This window comes from Sporolactobacillus laevolacticus DSM 442 (assembly GCF_000497245.1).
In the GTDB taxonomy this organism is placed as follows: Bacteria; Bacillota; Bacilli; order Bacillales; family Sporolactobacillaceae; genus Sporolactobacillus; species Sporolactobacillus laevolacticus.
The window spans coordinates 73,509-91,181 of record NZ_AWTC01000006.1 but is presented as its reverse complement, the minus strand read 5'-3'; the positions used below and the strand labels follow the sequence as shown (position 1 = coordinate 91,181).

Genomic DNA, 17,673 nt, shown 5'->3' with positions numbered 1-17,673 from the left:
GTCCCCTTAATTGGTGGCTTACTTTATACCTTCCGTTCTTCTGCTAACAATCGGAAACATTTCAGCAAGCTGAGCATGAGCGAGTAGTAGAAAATAAAAAAAACAGTTAACTGTAAGAGACTTATGGAAGATACAATTGTATGTTTTTCTTCAAGTCTGCAAAACGCAAGAAAAACAAAAAGAGAGACCAATGCGACTAATGCTTGTTTCCAAAAACCGCGGTATTGAATCAGATTTACAGATAATAATGTCAGAATTGGAAATATGATGTTACGATTGGTGAGGAATGCCATTGTTCCCTCCAGGCTGTACTTGTATCCCGGATCATCGAAATACATCCGCTTTGCGGGAATTAATAGTGCGAACATAATGGTAATTGAACTCACCAGAAAAAGGAAAAGGTTCTCTTCCCAAGACATTTTCTTGGGAAGCATGACGAAAAGATTCACGACAATCCATGTCAGACATAAAGTGACAGCAAGAATCATTCATTAGCCTCCTTGTCATCTTGACTATAGATTATCATGAGCATTTCATAAGAAAAAAATTCTTCATTGTGTTCATTCAACAGCTTGTCTTTTCATTATCCATTCTGGAGGATAGTCTTTGAATAAACTATAAATGTAGATAAGTGTTCATAATAGCGTCTTGACACAAAATGAATTAGAATATATTTTGTTACATATCAATCAGCCATCACTTCTCAATTGAAATGAGTCTTGGTTTGGAGTTTGGAGGGGTAGTTTTGTCGGAAAATCATGAAATTTTTGATCTAACAATTATCGGTGGCGGTCCGACGGGTCTTTTTGCTGCTTTTTACGCCGGAATGAGGCAAATGAAGGTGAAAATCATCGAGAGCCTTCCACAGCTAGGCGGACAACTCGGCACTCTGTATCCGGAAAAAGAAATCTTTGATGTGGCGGGTTTTCCTAGAATCAAGGCTAAGGATTTGGTTCATAATTTGGTTGTTCAAGCGGAACAATTCCACCCCACCGTTGTTTTAGATGAGAAAGTCGAATCACTCGGCAAACTCGAGGATGGAGTGATTGAGCTTTCCACGGAATCGGGCGAAACGCATCTAACAAAAACAGTGATCATTACTGCAGGCGTCGGTGCTTTTTCACCCCGGCCGCTTAAAGTGGAGCAGGATGTCAACACGTATACGAATATCCATTATTATGTTCAGGATGTAAATGTATTTAAAGATAAACAGGTCGTTATTCTTGGTGGTGGTGATTCAGCTGTTGACTGGGCAAACACGCTTGCACCAATTGCTAAGGAAGTCACTATTATTCATCGCCGCGACCAGTTCCGTGCTCATGAAACGAGTGTGGAAGATTTGAAGAAGGCGTCGGTTCAAATCAAGACCCCATTTACCGCAAAAGCAATCGAAGGCAAAGGTGATCGCGCTCACCAACTGATTATTCAGCAGGTGAAAGGAGATAACGAAGAAAGTTTGTCATTTGATGATCTTATTGTTAATTATGGATTTGTGTCCGCATTGGGTCCAATTAAAGACTGGGGACTTGAACTTGAAAAGAATTCCATCCTTGTCAATAGTAAAATGGAAACGAATATTCCAGGTGTGTATGCCGCAGGTGACATTGCCGAATATCCTGGAAAAGTTAAACTTATTGCTACTGGACTTGGAGAAGCGCCTACCGCAGTTAATAATGCGAAACACTACATTGATCCGGATTCACGCGCTCAGCCAATGCACAGTTCAAGCGCTGGCGAATTGTTTGTTAAGTAAAAAGTGGTTCAACACATCAGAAGCCTGAACTTCTCAGGCTTCTTTTGCGCATACATATACAAAAGAAATACGAATTAGGGAAAAGATCGGAGCCACGCCATGATTATTAAATCCTTAAATCATTTGGATTCGAAAACCAAAACAGAGATACGGAAACTAGAAACCATCTGTTCGCAATTGGACGGCTGTACCTATTTAACCGATTTAGATGAATCACTTAATGTGGATAAGCAAATGAACCACACCTTTCTATGCTACGAAGATGAACATTTAATCGCCTTTCTTCACTTATTTATACCGACAAAGTCTGAAGCGGAGCTGTCGGCTTTGACGCTGTCAAATTATCGAAGGAAAGGTTACTTCACGGCATTATTGCTTAGAGCCCGTGAAGAACTAATAAATTATCAAATTCCAGATTTGCTTTTTGTATCCCAACCCTTCTATATTGGAACTGAAATAGCCAAACATTTCGGCGCGATCCATGACTTCTCCGAATACGTGATGGCATTGAAACGTGATCAGTTTTCCGTTCAAGAAATTCAAAGCCAGCTAACGCTCATCGATCAGAAAATTGATCATCTGGAGCGGCTGATCGACGTGAGTACGTCCGCTTTTGGAGATAGCAGGGAAGATTCTAAAAGCCTTATTGAAATGGCCCTGATTTCTGCCAACAGGAAGGGCTATGCGACCATACTGAATAATAAGATTGTTGGAATTTGTTTCGCACGCTTTGAGGAATCTGAAGCTTTTTTGTTTGGTTTAGGAATGCACGCCGGATTTCAAGGAAAAGGGTTGGGAAGTACATTTCTAAGTCTTGTCCTCAACAAAATATTCACTGGTGGGGTTAATAAAGTAAAACTTGAAGTTGAGTCGCGAAATGCGCCGGCTCTTCATGTATATCAGAAATTAGGATTTAAAGCAGAAGAAACGATCGACTATTATCGAGTACATGTAAATGATCTATGAGGAGTTATTTTGATGAACCAAGGAAAAACTTGCGAAGATCTGTGGATAGCATCTGTCCTAGACGCATGGCGTTTGTTGGAAAAAGAAGATATTCCCGCAACACTTGAAGGCATGGCAGCTTTAAGAATCCAGGGATGTCGCATTAATAATGATGATCCTATTCGATTCTCCATTCAGTGGGATGCGCTTGAACAGTTTCAGGAACGAGCAAAGATCTATGGCGCAACTGACATAAAAAGAGACCTTAGGCAGTGTTCCTTTATATTCAATTTGAATCACTATACCATTGAAGTCATTGGTTATCTAGGCACTGTTGTTCGGACTGATCCTGATCGTATGTTGATTTCATTAGGGAAAGACACTATAGCCGTCAAATCAATCGGGTCGTTTATGCGTGGTTTAGATGCAAATGATCCTGTCCGGTCACATATTAAAGAGTATTTACGGACTCTTCAGGAATCAGATGCTTCTCAAAATGAACAGGCTTGGAATGATGAAGCTTATCAGGCTTGGATCAACCGATTTGGTACACCTGAACAAGCAGCGGAAAAGATCAAGCGGGATCCGGAAGGAAAACTGGGGGCGCTTTATCCATATCTTGACGATTCACGTGGCCAAAATGTGATCAATCTGCTAGGATCACATGCAGGAAAAGCACTGGCGCTTGCACTTCTCGGAGCCAAAGTTACAGTCGTTGACATTTCAGCTGAAAATGCCGAATATGCTAAAAATGTCGCGGCAGCGCTTGATCTTCCGTTAACTTACATCATTTCAGATGTTCTACAGTTACCATTAGATCAACATAAAGAAAAATATGATATAGTTTTCATGGAACTAGGTATTCTTCATTATTTTATTGATCTTGAACCACTCGCAGATTTAGTATTTGCTCTCTTGAAACCGGGCGGCCGATTTGTTATTCAAGAATTTCATCCGATCTCAACGAAATTGGTGACTACACGGGGCAAGAGACAAGTCGTCTTTGGCAATTACTTTGATCAATCACTCAGAACGCGTGACGTTGCCTATTCAAAACATCTTAATAGTGCCGATGAGAAACTTGAGAAAAAAGAAACCCAGAAAGTTTACTTAAGAGAATGGACATTAGGTGAAATCATTACAGCATTTGCACAATCCGGCCTCATTGTGCAGAGTTTGGAAGAATCTCCGAACATGAAAATAAGTGATATCGGTCTTCCGAAATTGTTTACGCTCGTCTGTTCAAAAGCATCACAGAAGTAAAAAAGTGTGAGATTCTCGATCATGACTAAAAGAGTCTGTTCGAAATGGAGGACAAAAAGGGCCAAGAAGGTCAAGGAAACGTAGCTTTGAGCACCGGAGCGTATGAAAATAATACGTGAGGAGAGGAAAAGCAAGTTGACACAGAGATTCGCCGGCAATTTTTCCCGGACTTTTCGAACACCCTCTAAAAAAGACCAGTCTATGCTGCTCTTCATTTCATTGATTATTCAATTAGATAATATAATTCATTAGTTATTTTGGCTAACATTTGTTTCACTTTTTTACGACCAAAACTGCGGAAGTGCTTTTCGAGTTCTTCAAGAGATTTGCCTTTAGTTTCAGGAAGAAAATGTTTGACAAAAGTTATCGCACCAAGCCCGCAGACAAAAAAGACAAAGAATGTTGTTGAAAGTCCGATCCATTCCAACAACACAGGAAATACAAGGCTAATCAGGAAGTTTGTGATCCAAAGACAGAACACAGTGACGCCTATGCCAAGACCGCGTAGTTTCTGTGGAAAGATTTCCGAAAGCATCAGCCAGGTCACCGGCGAGATGGTAGCTTGTTGAAATCCGAGAAAAGCAACGGTCATGCCTAGCACAAGATAAGGGAGTGCAGGTGTGCCTTGAAGTGTAAGTGAAAAGATTCCGATCAGCAATAAAGCGCATGTTGTTCCGGTCAAACCAATTAATAGCATCGGTCGATGGTTTACCTTTCCAAGAAGCCAAATTCCAAATAGTGTTGCACCAACAGAAATTAGACCGTTTGCGATGTTAGCCACTAGTGCAACATTTGTCTGGAATCCGGCGTCATGAAGAATATGTGTTCCATAATACATGATTGAATTTACTCCGGTGATTTGCTGAACTACAGCGATTCCGATACCGAGAAAAACAATCCGCCGGATCCAAGGTATATTTAAATCACGGAATGTGACTTTTTCATTTTTTTTCTCGTTATGAACAGCCTTCTTAATGGAAACCAATTCTAATCTCGCACGTTTTGGGTGACGAATCATATGAAGCACGCGAAGAGCGCTTTTCAATTTTCCTTTAGATGCGTACCATCTTGGACTCTCGGGGACAAAGAACATCCCAATCCAAAGAAGAATAGCTGGAAGCGTGGCTAGTACAAGCATGTAACGCCATATATGTGTTGAACCGCCGGAATAATTAGCAATGATTGCATTAAAAACATAGGCAAGCATTTGTCCAGAGACAATCATCAGTTCGTAATGATCTGAATGAAAATTATGAGGTTGTCAAAAATCGTGATGTACGAAGTTACATAAATTAGTGAATTTGGGGATAAACGAAAGTGTGTATTCAGCTGAATAGATAAGTTCCGATCCCCTTCGGTTAAGCGCTAAATTGACAGGCAATAACCGGATGATCTTTCGGCTTGTAATTAGTTTAGCATTAAACTGATATTAAGTCAAAAAAGGTGAAATATATTGAAAATAAACACAATGGATAATTTCTCAGAAAAGTATTCAAAAACCGGTCTCCAGTTGTGGTTTCAGATATCAAGGGCATATCATATTCAGTTGAAATTATATAGCCATTTTTTGAAAAATTGGGACCTCTCCATTTCTCAATACGAAATACTCAAGAAAATCGTCGAGAACACGAGAATATCCCAGAAGGAACTCGCTGAGAAAATGTTTTTTACGAAAGGAAATATCACACAAATAATCATCAAAATGGAAAAAGGGGGCTACATTCGAAGGGAGCAAGAATGGAAAACCAAATACATTCTGTTGACAAATAAAGGCAAGGAGCTCTACGAACAGATTGTCCCTGAGCAAAAAGCTTACTTTTCACAGCGTTTTCAAGGGCTTACGAAAAAAGAACAAAAACACTTAGCGAAGCTATTAAAGAAGATGAATGAAGGGGAGAACCTCCTGTAAGAATAGATCTTCCAAAATTTGATTAATGAACAATCGAGTATATAGCATTTTGACAATGGAATGCCACGATTTGCTCATAAACAAGTAAATTCACATAAAAATAATAGGAATAATCATTGACGAAACAATTTGTCAGTCGTACAATCAAAACAACAAAATATTTCTTATCAAGAGAGGCGGAGGGACCGGCCCTGTGAAGCCCGACAACCAGCATAAACGCATGGTGTTAATTCCGGCAGATTCGTGTTTGGGTCTGAGAGATAAGAGATGAGATGCATAACTAAGGGCCTCTTTCTTATCATAAGAAGAAGGCTCTTTTTTATGATAATAACGTTGAATTGATAATGAGGGATAGTGATGATGCCTTGACGATTGATCAATTGAATACATTTCTTTTAGTAGCAAAATATAGTAGTTTCCATATCGCGGCTGAAAAACTGTTTCTATCCCAGCCATCTGTTACATCGCGAATTCAGGCTTTGGAGAATGATTTAGGTGTCACCCTTTTTGTCCGTCAGGGACGCGGCATCAAATTATCGGATCAAGGTGAGAAACTTGTCCCAATCGCGAAACGCATCATTGGCATGTATCACAAAGCCCGGACAACGTTGGAGAACTAGTATTCATTAATTATTTAAATCCGACCGGAAAACTAATATTAAAATCGTTGACAAGATCTTTTCTTGAGGTTACAATAACATTAATCAAATAAATCTTATCTAGAGTGGTGGAGGGACTGGCCCAATGAAACCCGACAACCAGCACATTAGATGTGCATGGTGTTAATTCCAGCAGAGTAAATCTGAGAGATAAGAAAAATAAGCCGAGCGGATGTAGCGATTATTTTTCTTGATCTTTAAGAAAATGATCGCTTTTCATTTTTCTTAGTGAAAAATAGCCGGATCATTCTTATCAAGAGAGGCAGAGGGACCGGCCCCATGAAGTCTCAGCAACGGGCTTAAAATAAGTACCGTGCTAATTCCGGAATGAAGATAAGAAGGGGTTTTGTATATGTCAAGTCATGCAAAATACGCGCAAGTAGATAACTATCTGGATTTGTATCTTTATGCTAAGCAGCTTCACGACCATGAATGGCAGGAAGAGATTAAGAGAAAGTTGGCTGAACTTCAGAATGGCCGAGACGATTTTGAAAAGCTGAAAGAGAAAGATTTGCAGGAGCAGTTTACTTATGTAAACCGCAGAATTCTCAACTTGTATCAGCAATTACGTAGCGATGCTCAGTTTCCAGCTGATGATTTAAAGGCTGAATTATTTACTTTGAAGCAGCGCAGAATTGAATTAGGTAAAGAAATTGATCGGCTGAGAGTCCAAAATCAAAGAATTTGTTGAGTAACTCATAGATCTTTTTTATTAATAGAATACGAGAAAAGGCGTGGGAGCAAGCTTTCATGTCCCTTTTCGATTACACACTATTTTTGAAACTGCGAATATGCTTTGATTCCGCCTCTTTTCCATGGTAAATTTAGGTTGTGGAAAGGAATCGATTACCGTTGCTTTTTCGTTAAGTCGAAACGATTTTTTTCCTCAAAACAAATTCTGGAGGGATTTTACGATGGAAAAAATGGACATGATGAACAAGTCAATGATGATGCAGATGAACATGATGATGATGATGGAAATGGAAAAGATGGTTTGCCAAATGAAATGCATGAATATGATGATGGAACGAATGTCGGGCATGGATATGATGATGGACGACATGATGATGAACAAAGATGAAATGATGAGCTGTATGCACAAATGCGACGAAATGATGAGTAAAATGATGGACATGATGAGCAAGATGAAGTGATCTAAAGGCATTTTTGAGCCTTTCAATGATCTAAAATCATAAAAAAGTAGCAAAAACTGCTCATTTTGTTTCTGCTACTTCTCTTTTAAGAACATTTCTCAGATAATGGGTCACTTTCTGAGATGTGTTCTTTTTCATTTTTTTAGTGACGTGTGTGTAAATTTCAATCGTTGTTTTCATATCTTTATGGCCTACGCGGTCCATGATTGATTTCAAGTCTGTACCCATTTCTGTAAGCATACTGATATGTGTGTGACGTAGACCGTGAGGTGTTAAGTACTTTTCAATTGTGGTTTTCTTTAATAAGCGCTTCATATGTCGGCCAATGTCATATGGAAATAGTGGATACCCATTAGGTCGCGCAATAACGAATTTTTCATCGTCATAGTATCCAGGATTCTGAAGTTTCACCTTTGCTTGAATTGATCGATGTTTTTTTAACATCATCATAATGTCCGGATCAACTGTAATAATCCGCGCCGATGTGATCGTTTTTGGTGTTGTCAGTTCAAATTCACGCATGTTGTCATTTTCCGTATAAATTGTTTTTGACACACTCAATGTGCTATTTTCAAAATCAATATCTTCCCATAGTAATGCGCATAGTTCACCAGAACGAAGGCCAGTAAACGGCAATGTGTAGAAAATCGCTCGATCATTGTAAAGTCCAAATTCATCAACAGCGTCAAGAAAAAGATCTAGTTCTTCATCTTCGAAATATTTATTTTCAATGCTTTCTTTTTTGACATCTTCAATCGTTTTTGGCTTTTTTGGAATTGTAGCGTTCTGGCATGGATTTTCCTTTAACATCTTCCATGCGACTGCCTGTTTGAAAATCATATTTGCTGTACAATGGATTCCAGAAATTGTATTTTTTGCGTAATCATTATTTGCTAAATCAGTTAAAATATCCTGGTACATCAGCGGACTCACATTACCGATTGGTACCTTAGGAATATATCGATTGAGTACTTTAATTTCCTTCGATCTTTTTCTTATGGTATTTTTTTTGACGCCTGCATTTACAGAGTAAAAATCTAACCATTTAGTAGCCAGTCGATCAAAAGGTGTTTTTTCCAACTTTTTAACATCAACATAAACAAGCCCTTCGAGTTGTTTGATAACTTTTTCGACTTTTGCTTTTGCTTCTTTTTTTGTTTTACCTCTACGACGAATTTGTCTGCGTTTACCAGTTACTGGATTGTGCGGTCCATCCTCAGAGCAAATATATCGAGTACCGCTTTTTAACTTTATTGTATCAAAGTACATTATTTTTCCTCCTCTTTAACGCACTGTATCTAAGTAATACATTTATAGATAGAGGAACAGCTCAACGAACACTTAACGCCAATTGAATTGCTCATTTCCGATCTGAAGCACTTCTTCAATGTCAACAATTTGAATTATTAATCGTTCCACTCTATAAGGCTCAATGTGTACGCTAATCCTTGCTATAATAGCCTCAAGGTTGATTCCTAATTGTTCGGGTTTATTATCATTTACCATGAGCTCTTGGGAAAATACAGAGCAGCTGATGATACCATCGTTAAATTGAACGCTGTCAATACGTTCAAATGGAGCATTGATTGGAAAATATGATGTTGATTGTTCCCAATCAATCGATCCCTCGATCGTGTACCAAAGCGGGCACAGATTTCCCTCATAGTCGCTGTCATAATAAACTCTTGATTTCATAAGATGCACCTTTCTCAGCAAGTTGAGAAGCTAATTGATTCATGATACGCTGCGTCTCAGATGAACAATTTTTCAGCAAAAATTGTTTAGGGGATGAACGTTTACTTTCGTGTTTCCTGCGTTCCGCCCAATATGACTTTTGCTGGATATCTCCCATACGTTTGAAGGCTGTAGCTTTCGTAACCTTGAATTCCTCCATGATGCTATGAACGGTGTGTGGACGGCCAAAATCGATCATGTGGAAGGGGATGGCAGCGTACATGGAAAACAGTTCAGCATCCCATTCTTGGTATTCTCGTAGCATCTGTGGCATGTTACATTGGTCTCCGTCATGTCTGAGAATATGACCTAACTCATGCAAGAACTGTTCGTGTTGTTCAGGGAGCTGCAATCGCTCGTCTGTGACAATGAATGAATCATTTCCGACCATTCTCGAACCAGCTATTCCAAAATGATGACCATATTCAATATTGAAAGCTTTGCATATTTTGTTAGCACGAAGATCAGAAGGATAGATAAGACCGGCATGTACGAAAGTCTTAGACACCCATTTTTCAATAAGCGGGGGATTATAGGGGTTATTCATAAAATCATCTCCAAACACAGGAATGTATGTTCGACTTGTAGTGATAAAAAATAGCCGGTGGGTAACCGGTCATCCGTTTATCTAATAAACAAGAATATATGTTCGTATTATAAAGTAAAAAGAAAAGCCCGTAAAGGGCCGAGTGATTCGTGCTTCAATTGTTCCCATTATTCGAAGAATGACGTTCTTCGTTTAATTGATTAATACGACTTGCGGCTGCTCTACCACGTTCTGATTCAGTGTATTGAAGATATGTGTCAAGTCTTTCCATAATTTCATTATTTCTTCGTTCAACGCTTTTTTCATCTTCAACATGCAGTGTAATTTGTTTTAAATCTACGATGAAAGAAACAAATAACACAAAGCCGATTCTAAGTGAAGATAATATCATATAAGCGATAATGATAATTGTGAATAGAGTAAAGTAATAATTGGGGGCTTCTTTTGGTGAATAAACAAATGCGGTAACCAAGGAAGCAAAAATGTAGATAAAAGATCCAGCGAATGCAAATGTGATAAACTTTAAAAGTTTATTAAAGTTTTTTTGGGATATTTTAACTAAAATTGATTCTTTATTTATCGTAATTAAAAAAGTAAACATTGAAAAGTAAATACCAATAAGAATTGATGCAATGGTCAGTAATGTTCCCTGAAGATTCATGACAGTGGAACTGGCAGAGTTACTTATCCAATTATCCAATTGAAGTGAATAAGGAATTTTTAATTTTAGAACCGAGCAAATATGATTATAAATACAAAATATAAAAAAGGGGGCAATAATAATATTTATTGCCCATCGTTCACAATAAAAAAAGAATAGATCAAAATATTTATGCATTGTACTCCCTCGCATTAAAATCTTAAGTTAGGTATACGATCGTGTACTTTTTCATAATTTCTATGCTGGTTACTTCCTGGCTGACCTTTAAGATAATAATTTTCAACGGTTTCGTTTGTTATTAATTCCCATGAAGCATTATCGTCTAAATCTAAAATCGATTTTAGCACACCTTCGTTTTTTAAATCAATTGTCTCGGTACGGTTAGTTGTTGGGCTTTCATATGTTACTTTTATTGACTCGAATAGTGAACTTTCCATATCAATATGTGCAAGGAGATCGATAAATAATTCGTGATTTAATATATTATTTCGAGAGCGTCCTTTGCTAAAATTAAGAGTGGTCGTATTAACTCCTAATTCTTGATTGGTTCCTATTGCGTTGCCTATTAGGTCACCAATTACTGAATGATACTCCTCATTATGGTGAAAAATAGTCCTATTATTTCCCGAAAGATCCAATTTTAGTTCGACCTGTTTAAGTTTTCTTGATTGTCTTACATCATCAAATCTTAAATTTGTATTAATCTGTACTAATTCAATAGACCAAGAGTTGTTGGGATCATCAAATGGTAAGAAACTTGATAAGTAGTCAGTAACTGCTTTTTCACGTGCGCCACTGAAACTAAATTCAATTGCCATCAAGAAAAATTGAGGAAAAAAAGTTACTGATGTTGTTTCAATGACATCATCAGCTATTTCATCTAATCTATCAGTTCCAATTGTTCCCAGATAAGGCTTATTTTCACGATACTTTGCAAAAACGCATCTGCGTATTCTATAATCAATAGGCTGGTTATTTCGAGCTAATGCTCTATCTCCCGGCGCTTCAGCTCCTATAAGACATATATTTCCTGAAGTTAAATGTTTGAAACGTCTCTCTGCGTTTACTCCTATGATTGCATCCACATAATCACCAATTGATAAGTTTGTGTGGTTATTATTGTGATTTATAAAGCAATTGTAGTATCTTATTGTCTGTCCCATTAATAAGGTCCTCCGATTTTTTATAATTTTTATACCTAGTAGTTAATATTTAAAGCTATTTGAACTATATAATTTATCAACAGGTCATCTGTGCCAAAATCTTCTGTACATCAAAAATATGATTATCCTTCCTAAATGTCTTCGAAACTGCAGGTAAAGCTGCGCCAGAAATCCATATCTTCAGTTCAGCATCAAGATCAAGATGGCCGGCTGTTTCAACGCTGAAATGAGAAATGCTTTTATACGGAATAGAGTGGTAGTCCACCTTTTTACCGGTTATACCTTGCTTGTCCACCAAGATAAGGCGCTTTTCAGTAAAGATGATCAGATCGCGAATCAACTTAAAGGCCGCAGTAATTTCTTCGCCATCCGTCAAAATGCTGCCGACTTCTTTCTGTACTTCCTCAGGCTGTACATTTGATGCATTACCAATTAATCCATCGAAAAATCCCATGATTGTATCCCCCAAATAGTTATTTTTTATGACAATATGATATTGCTCCTGCAGTGATTAGTAATGGAGCAAAGAGTATCATTGGTGAAAAAACTAGCAAACAACCGGAAACAATTAAGTAAATTGCCCATCCTGCAGATTTGTGTTTCAATCTAAATGTAGCAGCCCAATTAAAAACGACAAACGGAAGTTCAGAAAGGGCGATAACAACAAGAAAATTACCAATTGAAGGGTTGGCTGGTCGAGTAATAGCGGCAAAACTAATGATATAAAGTATGGATAACGTCCATCCGATTGTTGACAAAATGGTACCGATCAAGGCAAGGACAAATTCAACTCGATTGTTCATTTGATCACTCCATAGAAAACGATAAAATTTATGTATGCCCCAACCGGGGCGCTTTTTACTTATCTGATATAATCATCTTCTGTGAACAGTCAGATAAAGATATTTAGTCTGATTTCCTAACTTAACATATACCTTCCATGTTCCGGGTGTGGTATTTGTTCCGACTTTCCACCGCCATGTAACTAATCCTTGATTGTTTGATTTTTGGTACCCAAGAGTTTTTGATCTGCTAGTTCCTGACTTGTAGTAAACAGTTGCATAGCCTTGAACGTTCTTTTTGCCTTTAATGGTGAAGTAGGCATATTGTCCGCGATAGACGTTTAAGAGAGAACTGGTGACTTTAAGTGGCGCTGTCTTTGCGTAAGCCACATTTTGCGGCGCTGCCGGGACAATACCTTGCGGTAGCGCCACACCTGTCAAAATTCCAAGTGATAAGAGAGCTGCTGTAAATAGTTTGAGAATCTTTTTCATGATGATTTCCCCCATGTTTTTATCTATATAATGCCATTTGGCAAAATACCAAACGGGGGAGAGGTGGGTGCGCGAGCGATGAAGTTAGTTCTGTCTTCTCTCCAATATTTCTTGTGCAATTCTGTTTTCTAATACCAAATTTTTCTGTTCAATCATTCTCGGCATACGAAAGAGATCGATGATTGTCCATGGACCGGTGACAATAATTCCATAGCCCATGGTTCCGGCTGTGATCAGTAACATGATAATAGCTGTTCCAACTTTGCCAAGATAAAAGCGGTGGCCGCCAACGATGCCCAGAAGGATGCCTAGTAAATAGGCAACAGCTATATTCTTGCCTCGTCGCTTAATCTCGCTGTTCAGAAGGATGAGTTCATCATTCGTCAGGTCATTGCGAAGTAGTGGCGCATCATATACTGGTTCTGCACTGCGACCGGACGGGCTAATATCTTGATAAACAGTTGATGAGGTCCGATGGCGTTTCTTGGTTGTTTTGACATCCGTATAAGATAGCCCGGTCCCAGGGACACCCACGCTTGTTGTACGAGTGCCTTTAGAATTAACTGTAAAATGCGCGCCGCGAGTCCCGAATGTCATGCCTACGCTCTTTTTGTTGATATTGAATTTAATACCTGGAGCGATCTTGATACTTTTGCGAAAGCGGAAACCCATGATAATCACGTCCTGAAACTTATTCTTTAAATATTTTTTATAAAATAGTCTTTAGTGAGAATTAACGTAACTGCGATCAGAGTAAGCACGCTAGCGATGTTACGAAAATGGACAGCCTGAATTAGATCTTTGTCACGAAGCATCAAGAACAGGAAGAGTGCGGTAGCTAAAAGTAGCAAAATGATCAGCGTGTCAATAAGCCTTTTGATGAGATTTCTATTTGATTTGAACTTGATGCTCTTGCGAAAGCGGAAACCCATAGTGAATCACCTTATCAAAAATATTTAGCAAATCAAGTCTTAATTGCTTTGGCTATTTTAAATACAAAAGTTACCATTAAATAAAAGAATAAGACATCTAAAAATAATCCTGTTACATAGAAGCAAAAACCCAAAAATGTCCACGAGTAGAACATAAGAAATTGAACGGGCCAGCCAAATCCTATTCCAATATGTTGCGATGTTGAATACGGGAACAAGGCCAATATAACGACTAGAGTCACGCTTATACATAACCGAGTATGTTTCCTAAAGGATTGAATAATTTTCAAAAAAATGTTCCTTTCTTAGTTTATGGATTATCCCCCGTACCTAAAATTACAGCATAATAACCCGAAGAGTCTTTCTTCAAAATGGCAATAAATGTACCGGGTTTTGAACCATTGAATAGAGCTTTTTTAACGTGTTTTGCGAGTTTTTGACTTCTGTACTCCATAATTAGCCTGCCAGAGTCGTGATATTGTTTGATTAGTTTCGAGTCAGAAGGAATCATTTTTTTGTAGGCGTTAATAGCTTGTTGCTTTGATCTTCGAGGATTTGATGTGGATTCAAATTCCAGTGAAATATCATATGCAGAATGTAAAAACATAACAACTAGATAACCGTGTTTATATACTGTGGAAATATCATTAAATTTGCCTTTTCCATAGGCCTTATTGAATGCGGCTTTTGTATCTCCGATACCGGCATGTCTAGATACTGTTTTTGCATAAGATGCATTTCCTAGAGAGCTGAGAAATAATAAGAAAACAATTGATGCCACTATCCATTTTTTTAGCATAATAATATTCCCCCTGTGAATATATATCTGATAAATAAGTACTAGCTAAAATGTATAAAGAAACCCACACCTAAACAGAGCGCATTAAGCGTTATGGTTTCTGGGTGTGGGTTCATTCGGTGTCTTTGTTTTCTCTTCTTTTTTTACGCTCTTGCATGAATTTGAAATAATTTTCAAGTTCATCGAGATCTTCTTGTGAGGCACTATCGAGGTCATAAAAGAAACGACCTTCGGGTTGCTTTTCGGGATTTTTTTTAACGGATAAACCTAACAAATAATCTGAAGTTACTTCGTAGTACTCAGCAAATTTTGCTATTAAATCAGGATCTGGATTTGCTTTTCCAGTCTCATATCGAGAAAGTTGAAAATTAGTAATACCGAATCGTGAAGCTACCTCTTTCTGAGTTAGGCCTCGTAATTCTCTCAATTCTTTGAGCCGATCTCCAAGGGCTTTTTTCAATAGAAGTACCCCCATAAATAATCATCCTCCTAATTTTATCATCTTTGCATTTATTGCAAAAATAAATAGCGAAAAATGCTATGAGTATATTGACGTAGCGAAAAATGCAATCTATAATAAAAACATTAAGTTGCAAAAAACGCTACGGAGGTGATGGCAGATGGCAGTTCTAAATCTTGAGAAAATCAAAGATCTGAGAAAAGAAAAAAAGCTATCTCAAGAAGAACTTGCTGAACTGTTAGGGTTTAAAAGCATTTATTCCTATAACAGAAAAGAACTTGGTCATGTTAAGTTTTCGGCAGATGAACTACATGCATTAGCAAATTTTTTCAAGGTTCCATCAGAATATTTTTTTGAACAAGAAGTAGCGAAAAACGCTACTTAAGACAAAGAAAAGGAAGTAATCTAATTTCAGTTTACGGCTGCAGCTTGAATTCGTAAGCCAAAAGGAGGCGGATCAAAAATGACTGATTCAGAAAAAGAACTGATTGAAAATCTAGCAGTTAAGGCAAACAAAATCATCGAGCGCGACGGTTTCAATGATGATGTTAAAGAAATCATCCAATGCATTGGTGTCCTAAAACAAAACTGAAAGGAGGCGATCCTTATGTCTATCGAAGAAGCCATCCGTTCTGCAGTTGCAAAAGAGATTGAGCCACTTAAAACGGAAATTGAACAGCTGAAAGATAAGGTTGAACCGGATGACCTCGTTATGCTTACGCGAAAGGACCTAGCTCAAATTTTCAGCATCACTCAACCAACAGTTACTAACTTGTTAAATCGTGAAGATTTTCCGGTTTTTCGTCAAGCTGGCGTTAGGGTTCCAAAGCATTTACTTAAAAAGTGGATTGATGACCATACTCAATGGATCAATGAAAACGCACCTGAATTCCATCAAAAGTACCATGTTATCTAGCATTCCATATTTCTATATTATTCCAAATCAAAAATATAAGAGAGGCGAACGTATTGGGGAACATGGAACGACCAGCGCTAGTCTATCGGCCGTCTGCTTTAGGAAAAATTCTACAGGCGGCACGTGAGTACAGTGTCAATGAGAACAGACGAACGAAAGTAGCATTATCCAAGTATTTAGGCATGACAACGGCCCGAATGACTGCAATTGAAGATGGAGTGAGCCGAATCAGCTTAAACGAAGCGCTTGATTGGTGCGATGCGTGCGGTGACCGATTAGCAAGACAGGCGGTACTGCACATATTCGGAGTATCTCGTATCCCCACCGATCCACGACTAATTCAAAAACTTGAAACGCAGTTGGTAAATTACATTGATCAAGCTCAGAAAGGCATCGAATCAGCACAGAGACTTCTTGAAATAAGCACGGACATGCGGCCTGGTCGAAAGTTGGACGAGCGACAGATCAATGAAATCAAGGAACATGCAGGACAAATCGATGACACCTATCAATCCGCAGAATGCGTGTTGATGTCAATTGAAATGAACTGGGGTGTTGCTTGGGTAGACGTACAGAATGCATGGACAAGCGAGGCTCTTGTTGATCGTGTGGCGGTCAGTTCGGTGGATCGTTTGATCAACATTGAGCGTGAGAAGGTGTACGGATGAATCTCTTTACCGACGAACTGAAAGAACATTTTTCGGAAAAGGATTTTCCAGCCGTGCAAGAACGAATTGAATGCATTGAGCGCATGTTTCATGCGTGGCAATTAAGAATCGCACTTGGCGAGTTGGAAGATGCTGACACAAACATTGATGAGATTTGCGCCTGCATGGACGAACTGATTGCACTGGTCAACAAGCCAGAACAACAATTTTTATCCACAGTGGAGCATCTGAAGATTGTGAGAATCGTGGTGAGAAAGAAATGAACGAAGTCATGGAACGAATCGCTGAACTGGAAGAACTGTACAAAACTTCCAAACGTGATGGTCTAGGTAGAGCACAATGCTTTTTCATAGGTGAATTAGCAGAACTGAAAGTGATCTTGAAGAGAGGAGCGTGGGTGAATGCCTGAGGGTGCAAGCAATTGGAGCAAGGAATCTTGCATGGGGTATACGATGGCCGCGATGCGAAATCTTGGCTATGACGAAGTCGACATAACGAAGCTAATTCTCGAAATGACGCATCAATTTAGATTTAAAACGCCTAAAGAGGCAGCGGAATATTACTGGGAATCTTGAGAGGGGGTGAGAGCATGAGCATCGATGTAATGTGCACGGAACAGACTTTCAACAAGCCAAACCTACAGGCTTTGTCTGAATCAGGCGGCGTTGTCCATTGTCCTGACGACTTAAAGAAGCCACCTATGTTCCGATTTGAAACAGCGGAACAGCTTCATCGCTATAACGAACTTCGCAAGCGATATAAAAAGAACGCCGGCCAGGGCGTCCTTAGTTAAAACATTCGTGTTGATATATCATCCCCTCTATTTTATCAGGGGA

28 protein-coding genes, 1 pseudogene and 3 riboswitches are annotated in these 17,673 nt (G+C 38.6%); of the genes and pseudogenes, 15 read left to right on the top strand and 14 right to left on the bottom strand.

All coding sequences use genetic code 11. The features are described 5' to 3' along the window. Nucleotides 1-23 precede the first annotated feature (23 nt). Entirely contained in the window at nucleotides 24-488 is a 465-nt protein-coding gene (locus P343_RS26950; protein ID WP_023509921.1) for a hypothetical protein, read from the bottom strand. Between the two features lie 257 nt (nucleotides 489-745). On the opposite strand from P343_RS26950, the gene P343_RS26945 reads away from it, so the two are divergent. From P343_RS26945 to P343_RS0118770, 3 genes are all read left to right on the top strand, one after another. Continuing rightward, a complete protein-coding gene (locus tag P343_RS26945) occupies nucleotides 746-1,753 on the top strand; it encodes an NAD(P)/FAD-dependent oxidoreductase (RefSeq protein WP_023509920.1) in 1,008 nt (335 codons plus the stop codon). 99 nt (nucleotides 1,754-1,852) lie between these two features. Next, complete coding sequence (locus P343_RS26940) at nucleotides 1,853-2,719, top strand: GNAT family N-acetyltransferase (RefSeq protein ID WP_023509919.1); 867 nt, start codon at nucleotides 1,853-1,855, stop codon at nucleotides 2,717-2,719. Nucleotides 2,720-2,731: 12 nt separating this feature from the next. Further along, complete coding sequence (locus P343_RS0118770) at nucleotides 2,732-3,961, top strand: class I SAM-dependent methyltransferase (protein ID WP_023509918.1); 1,230 nt, start codon at nucleotides 2,732-2,734, stop codon at nucleotides 3,959-3,961. 223 nt (nucleotides 3,962-4,184) lie between these two features. On the opposite strand, the pseudogene P343_RS26935 reads toward P343_RS0118770, so the two are convergent. Beyond that, nucleotides 4,185-5,192 (bottom strand): annotated as a pseudogene (locus tag P343_RS26935) (MFS transporter); the annotation flags it as partial. Between the two features lie 222 nt (nucleotides 5,193-5,414). Between P343_RS26935 and P343_RS26930 the strand changes: the two are divergent. From P343_RS26930 to P343_RS26915, 4 genes are all read left to right on the top strand, one after another. Further along, nucleotides 5,415-5,870: a MarR family winged helix-turn-helix transcriptional regulator gene (locus tag P343_RS26930; RefSeq protein ID WP_023509916.1), complete on the top strand. Its 456-nt coding sequence runs from the start codon at nucleotides 5,415-5,417 to the stop codon at nucleotides 5,868-5,870. A 161-nt stretch (nucleotides 5,871-6,031) separates the two neighbouring features. Further along, a riboswitch (SAM riboswitch) is annotated at nucleotides 6,032-6,137 on the top strand. 77 nt (nucleotides 6,138-6,214) lie between these two features. Continuing rightward, the gene (locus P343_RS26925; protein WP_023509915.1) at nucleotides 6,215-6,490 is read left to right on the top strand and encodes a LysR family transcriptional regulator; all 276 of its coding nucleotides are present in this window, start codon (nucleotides 6,215-6,217) and stop codon (nucleotides 6,488-6,490) included. Between the two features lie 92 nt (nucleotides 6,491-6,582). Then, a riboswitch (SAM riboswitch) is annotated at nucleotides 6,583-6,686 on the top strand. Between the two features lie 90 nt (nucleotides 6,687-6,776). After that, a riboswitch (SAM riboswitch) is annotated at nucleotides 6,777-6,869 on the top strand. 12 nt (nucleotides 6,870-6,881) lie between these two features. Then, the gene (locus tag P343_RS26920; protein ID WP_023509914.1) at nucleotides 6,882-7,220 is read left to right on the top strand and encodes a hypothetical protein; all 339 of its coding nucleotides are present in this window, start codon (nucleotides 6,882-6,884) and stop codon (nucleotides 7,218-7,220) included. A gap of 223 nt (nucleotides 7,221-7,443) precedes the next feature. Beyond that, nucleotides 7,444-7,683 carry a hypothetical protein gene (locus tag P343_RS26915; RefSeq protein ID WP_023509913.1) on the top strand — a complete coding sequence of 80 codons (240 nt, stop codon included), beginning with the start codon at nucleotides 7,444-7,446 and terminating at the stop codon, nucleotides 7,681-7,683. A 60-nt stretch (nucleotides 7,684-7,743) separates the two neighbouring features. Here P343_RS26915 and P343_RS26910 read toward each other — a convergent pair whose 3' ends face one another. From P343_RS26910 to P343_RS26865, 12 genes are all read right to left on the bottom strand, one after another. Further along, entirely contained in the window at nucleotides 7,744-8,952 is a 1,209-nt protein-coding gene (locus P343_RS26910) for a tyrosine-type recombinase/integrase (RefSeq protein ID WP_023509912.1), read from the bottom strand. A gap of 72 nt (nucleotides 8,953-9,024) precedes the next feature. Further along, on the bottom strand, nucleotides 9,025-9,378 hold the full coding sequence (locus P343_RS26905) for a hypothetical protein (RefSeq protein ID WP_023509911.1): 354 nt from the start codon (nucleotides 9,376-9,378) through the stop codon (nucleotides 9,025-9,027). Further along, nucleotides 9,356-9,964 (bottom strand): ImmA/IrrE family metallo-endopeptidase, encoded by a 609-nt coding sequence (locus P343_RS0118765; RefSeq protein WP_023509910.1) that lies wholly within the window; start codon nucleotides 9,962-9,964, stop codon nucleotides 9,356-9,358. Before P343_RS0118765 ends, P343_RS26905 begins: the two co-directional genes overlap by 23 nt. 154 nt (nucleotides 9,965-10,118) lie before the next feature. Then, nucleotides 10,119-10,802 carry a hypothetical protein gene (locus tag P343_RS26900; protein ID WP_023509909.1) on the bottom strand — a complete coding sequence of 228 codons (684 nt, stop codon included), beginning with the start codon at nucleotides 10,800-10,802 and terminating at the stop codon, nucleotides 10,119-10,121. Nucleotides 10,803-10,816: 14 nt separating this feature from the next. Then, nucleotides 10,817-11,788, bottom strand: a complete 972-nt coding sequence (locus P343_RS26895) for a DUF6731 family protein (RefSeq protein ID WP_023509908.1) — start codon at nucleotides 11,786-11,788, stop codon at nucleotides 10,817-10,819. Nucleotides 11,789-11,864: 76 nt separating this feature from the next. Further along, a complete protein-coding gene (locus tag P343_RS26890; protein ID WP_023509907.1) occupies nucleotides 11,865-12,242 on the bottom strand; it encodes a PH domain-containing protein in 378 nt (125 codons plus the stop codon). 19 nt (nucleotides 12,243-12,261) lie between these two features. Next, entirely contained in the window at nucleotides 12,262-12,591 is a 330-nt protein-coding gene (locus P343_RS26885; protein ID WP_023509906.1) for a DUF4064 domain-containing protein, read from the bottom strand. Between the two features lie 72 nt (nucleotides 12,592-12,663). Then, the gene (locus P343_RS26880) at nucleotides 12,664-13,062 is read right to left on the bottom strand and encodes a hypothetical protein (RefSeq protein WP_023509905.1); all 399 of its coding nucleotides are present in this window, start codon (nucleotides 13,060-13,062) and stop codon (nucleotides 12,664-12,666) included. An 84-nt stretch (nucleotides 13,063-13,146) separates the two neighbouring features. Next, nucleotides 13,147-13,734 (bottom strand): DUF4236 domain-containing protein, encoded by a 588-nt coding sequence (locus tag P343_RS37155; protein ID WP_168371026.1) that lies wholly within the window; start codon nucleotides 13,732-13,734, stop codon nucleotides 13,147-13,149. Between the two features lie 26 nt (nucleotides 13,735-13,760). Beyond that, nucleotides 13,761-13,994 carry a hypothetical protein gene (locus tag P343_RS26875; protein WP_023509904.1) on the bottom strand — a complete coding sequence of 78 codons (234 nt, stop codon included), beginning with the start codon at nucleotides 13,992-13,994 and terminating at the stop codon, nucleotides 13,761-13,763. 310 nt (nucleotides 13,995-14,304) lie between these two features. Then, a complete protein-coding gene (locus P343_RS26870) occupies nucleotides 14,305-14,793 on the bottom strand; it encodes a hypothetical protein (protein WP_023509903.1) in 489 nt (162 codons plus the stop codon). Between the two features lie 112 nt (nucleotides 14,794-14,905). Beyond that, entirely contained in the window at nucleotides 14,906-15,268 is a 363-nt protein-coding gene (locus tag P343_RS26865) for a helix-turn-helix domain-containing protein (protein WP_023509902.1), read from the bottom strand. A gap of 145 nt (nucleotides 15,269-15,413) precedes the next feature. Between P343_RS26865 and P343_RS26860 the strand changes: the two genes are divergently transcribed. The 8 genes from P343_RS26860 (at nucleotide 15,414) to P343_RS26840 (ending at nucleotide 17,630) form a co-directional block, all read left to right on the top strand. Then, the gene (locus tag P343_RS26860) at nucleotides 15,414-15,638 is read left to right on the top strand and encodes a helix-turn-helix domain-containing protein (protein WP_023509901.1); all 225 of its coding nucleotides are present in this window, start codon (nucleotides 15,414-15,416) and stop codon (nucleotides 15,636-15,638) included. A 78-nt stretch (nucleotides 15,639-15,716) separates the two neighbouring features. Continuing rightward, entirely contained in the window at nucleotides 15,717-15,845 is a 129-nt protein-coding gene (locus tag P343_RS37615) for a hypothetical protein (RefSeq protein WP_023509900.1), read from the top strand. 15 nt (nucleotides 15,846-15,860) lie between these two features. Continuing rightward, nucleotides 15,861-16,169 (top strand): helix-turn-helix domain-containing protein, encoded by a 309-nt coding sequence (locus P343_RS26855; protein WP_023509899.1) that lies wholly within the window; start codon nucleotides 15,861-15,863, stop codon nucleotides 16,167-16,169. Nucleotides 16,170-16,222: 53 nt separating this feature from the next. Further along, nucleotides 16,223-16,837, top strand: coding sequence for a hypothetical protein (locus P343_RS26850; RefSeq protein ID WP_023509898.1), 615 nt, complete (start codon nucleotides 16,223-16,225; stop codon nucleotides 16,835-16,837). Continuing rightward, entirely contained in the window at nucleotides 16,834-17,100 is a 267-nt protein-coding gene (locus P343_RS26845) for a hypothetical protein (protein ID WP_023509897.1), read from the top strand. Before P343_RS26850 ends, P343_RS26845 begins: the two co-directional genes overlap by 4 nt. Then, nucleotides 17,097-17,246 (top strand): hypothetical protein, encoded by a 150-nt coding sequence (locus P343_RS37150; protein WP_023509896.1) that lies wholly within the window; start codon nucleotides 17,097-17,099, stop codon nucleotides 17,244-17,246. The genes P343_RS26845 and P343_RS37150 overlap by 4 nt, the downstream gene beginning before the upstream one ends. Then, nucleotides 17,239-17,412 (top strand): hypothetical protein, encoded by a 174-nt coding sequence (locus P343_RS37145; protein ID WP_023509895.1) that lies wholly within the window; start codon nucleotides 17,239-17,241, stop codon nucleotides 17,410-17,412. Before P343_RS37150 ends, P343_RS37145 begins: the two co-directional genes overlap by 8 nt. 14 nt (nucleotides 17,413-17,426) lie before the next feature. Beyond that, nucleotides 17,427-17,630, top strand: a complete 204-nt coding sequence (locus P343_RS26840) for a hypothetical protein (RefSeq protein ID WP_023509894.1) — start codon at nucleotides 17,427-17,429, stop codon at nucleotides 17,628-17,630. Nucleotides 17,631-17,673 lie beyond the last annotated feature (43 nt).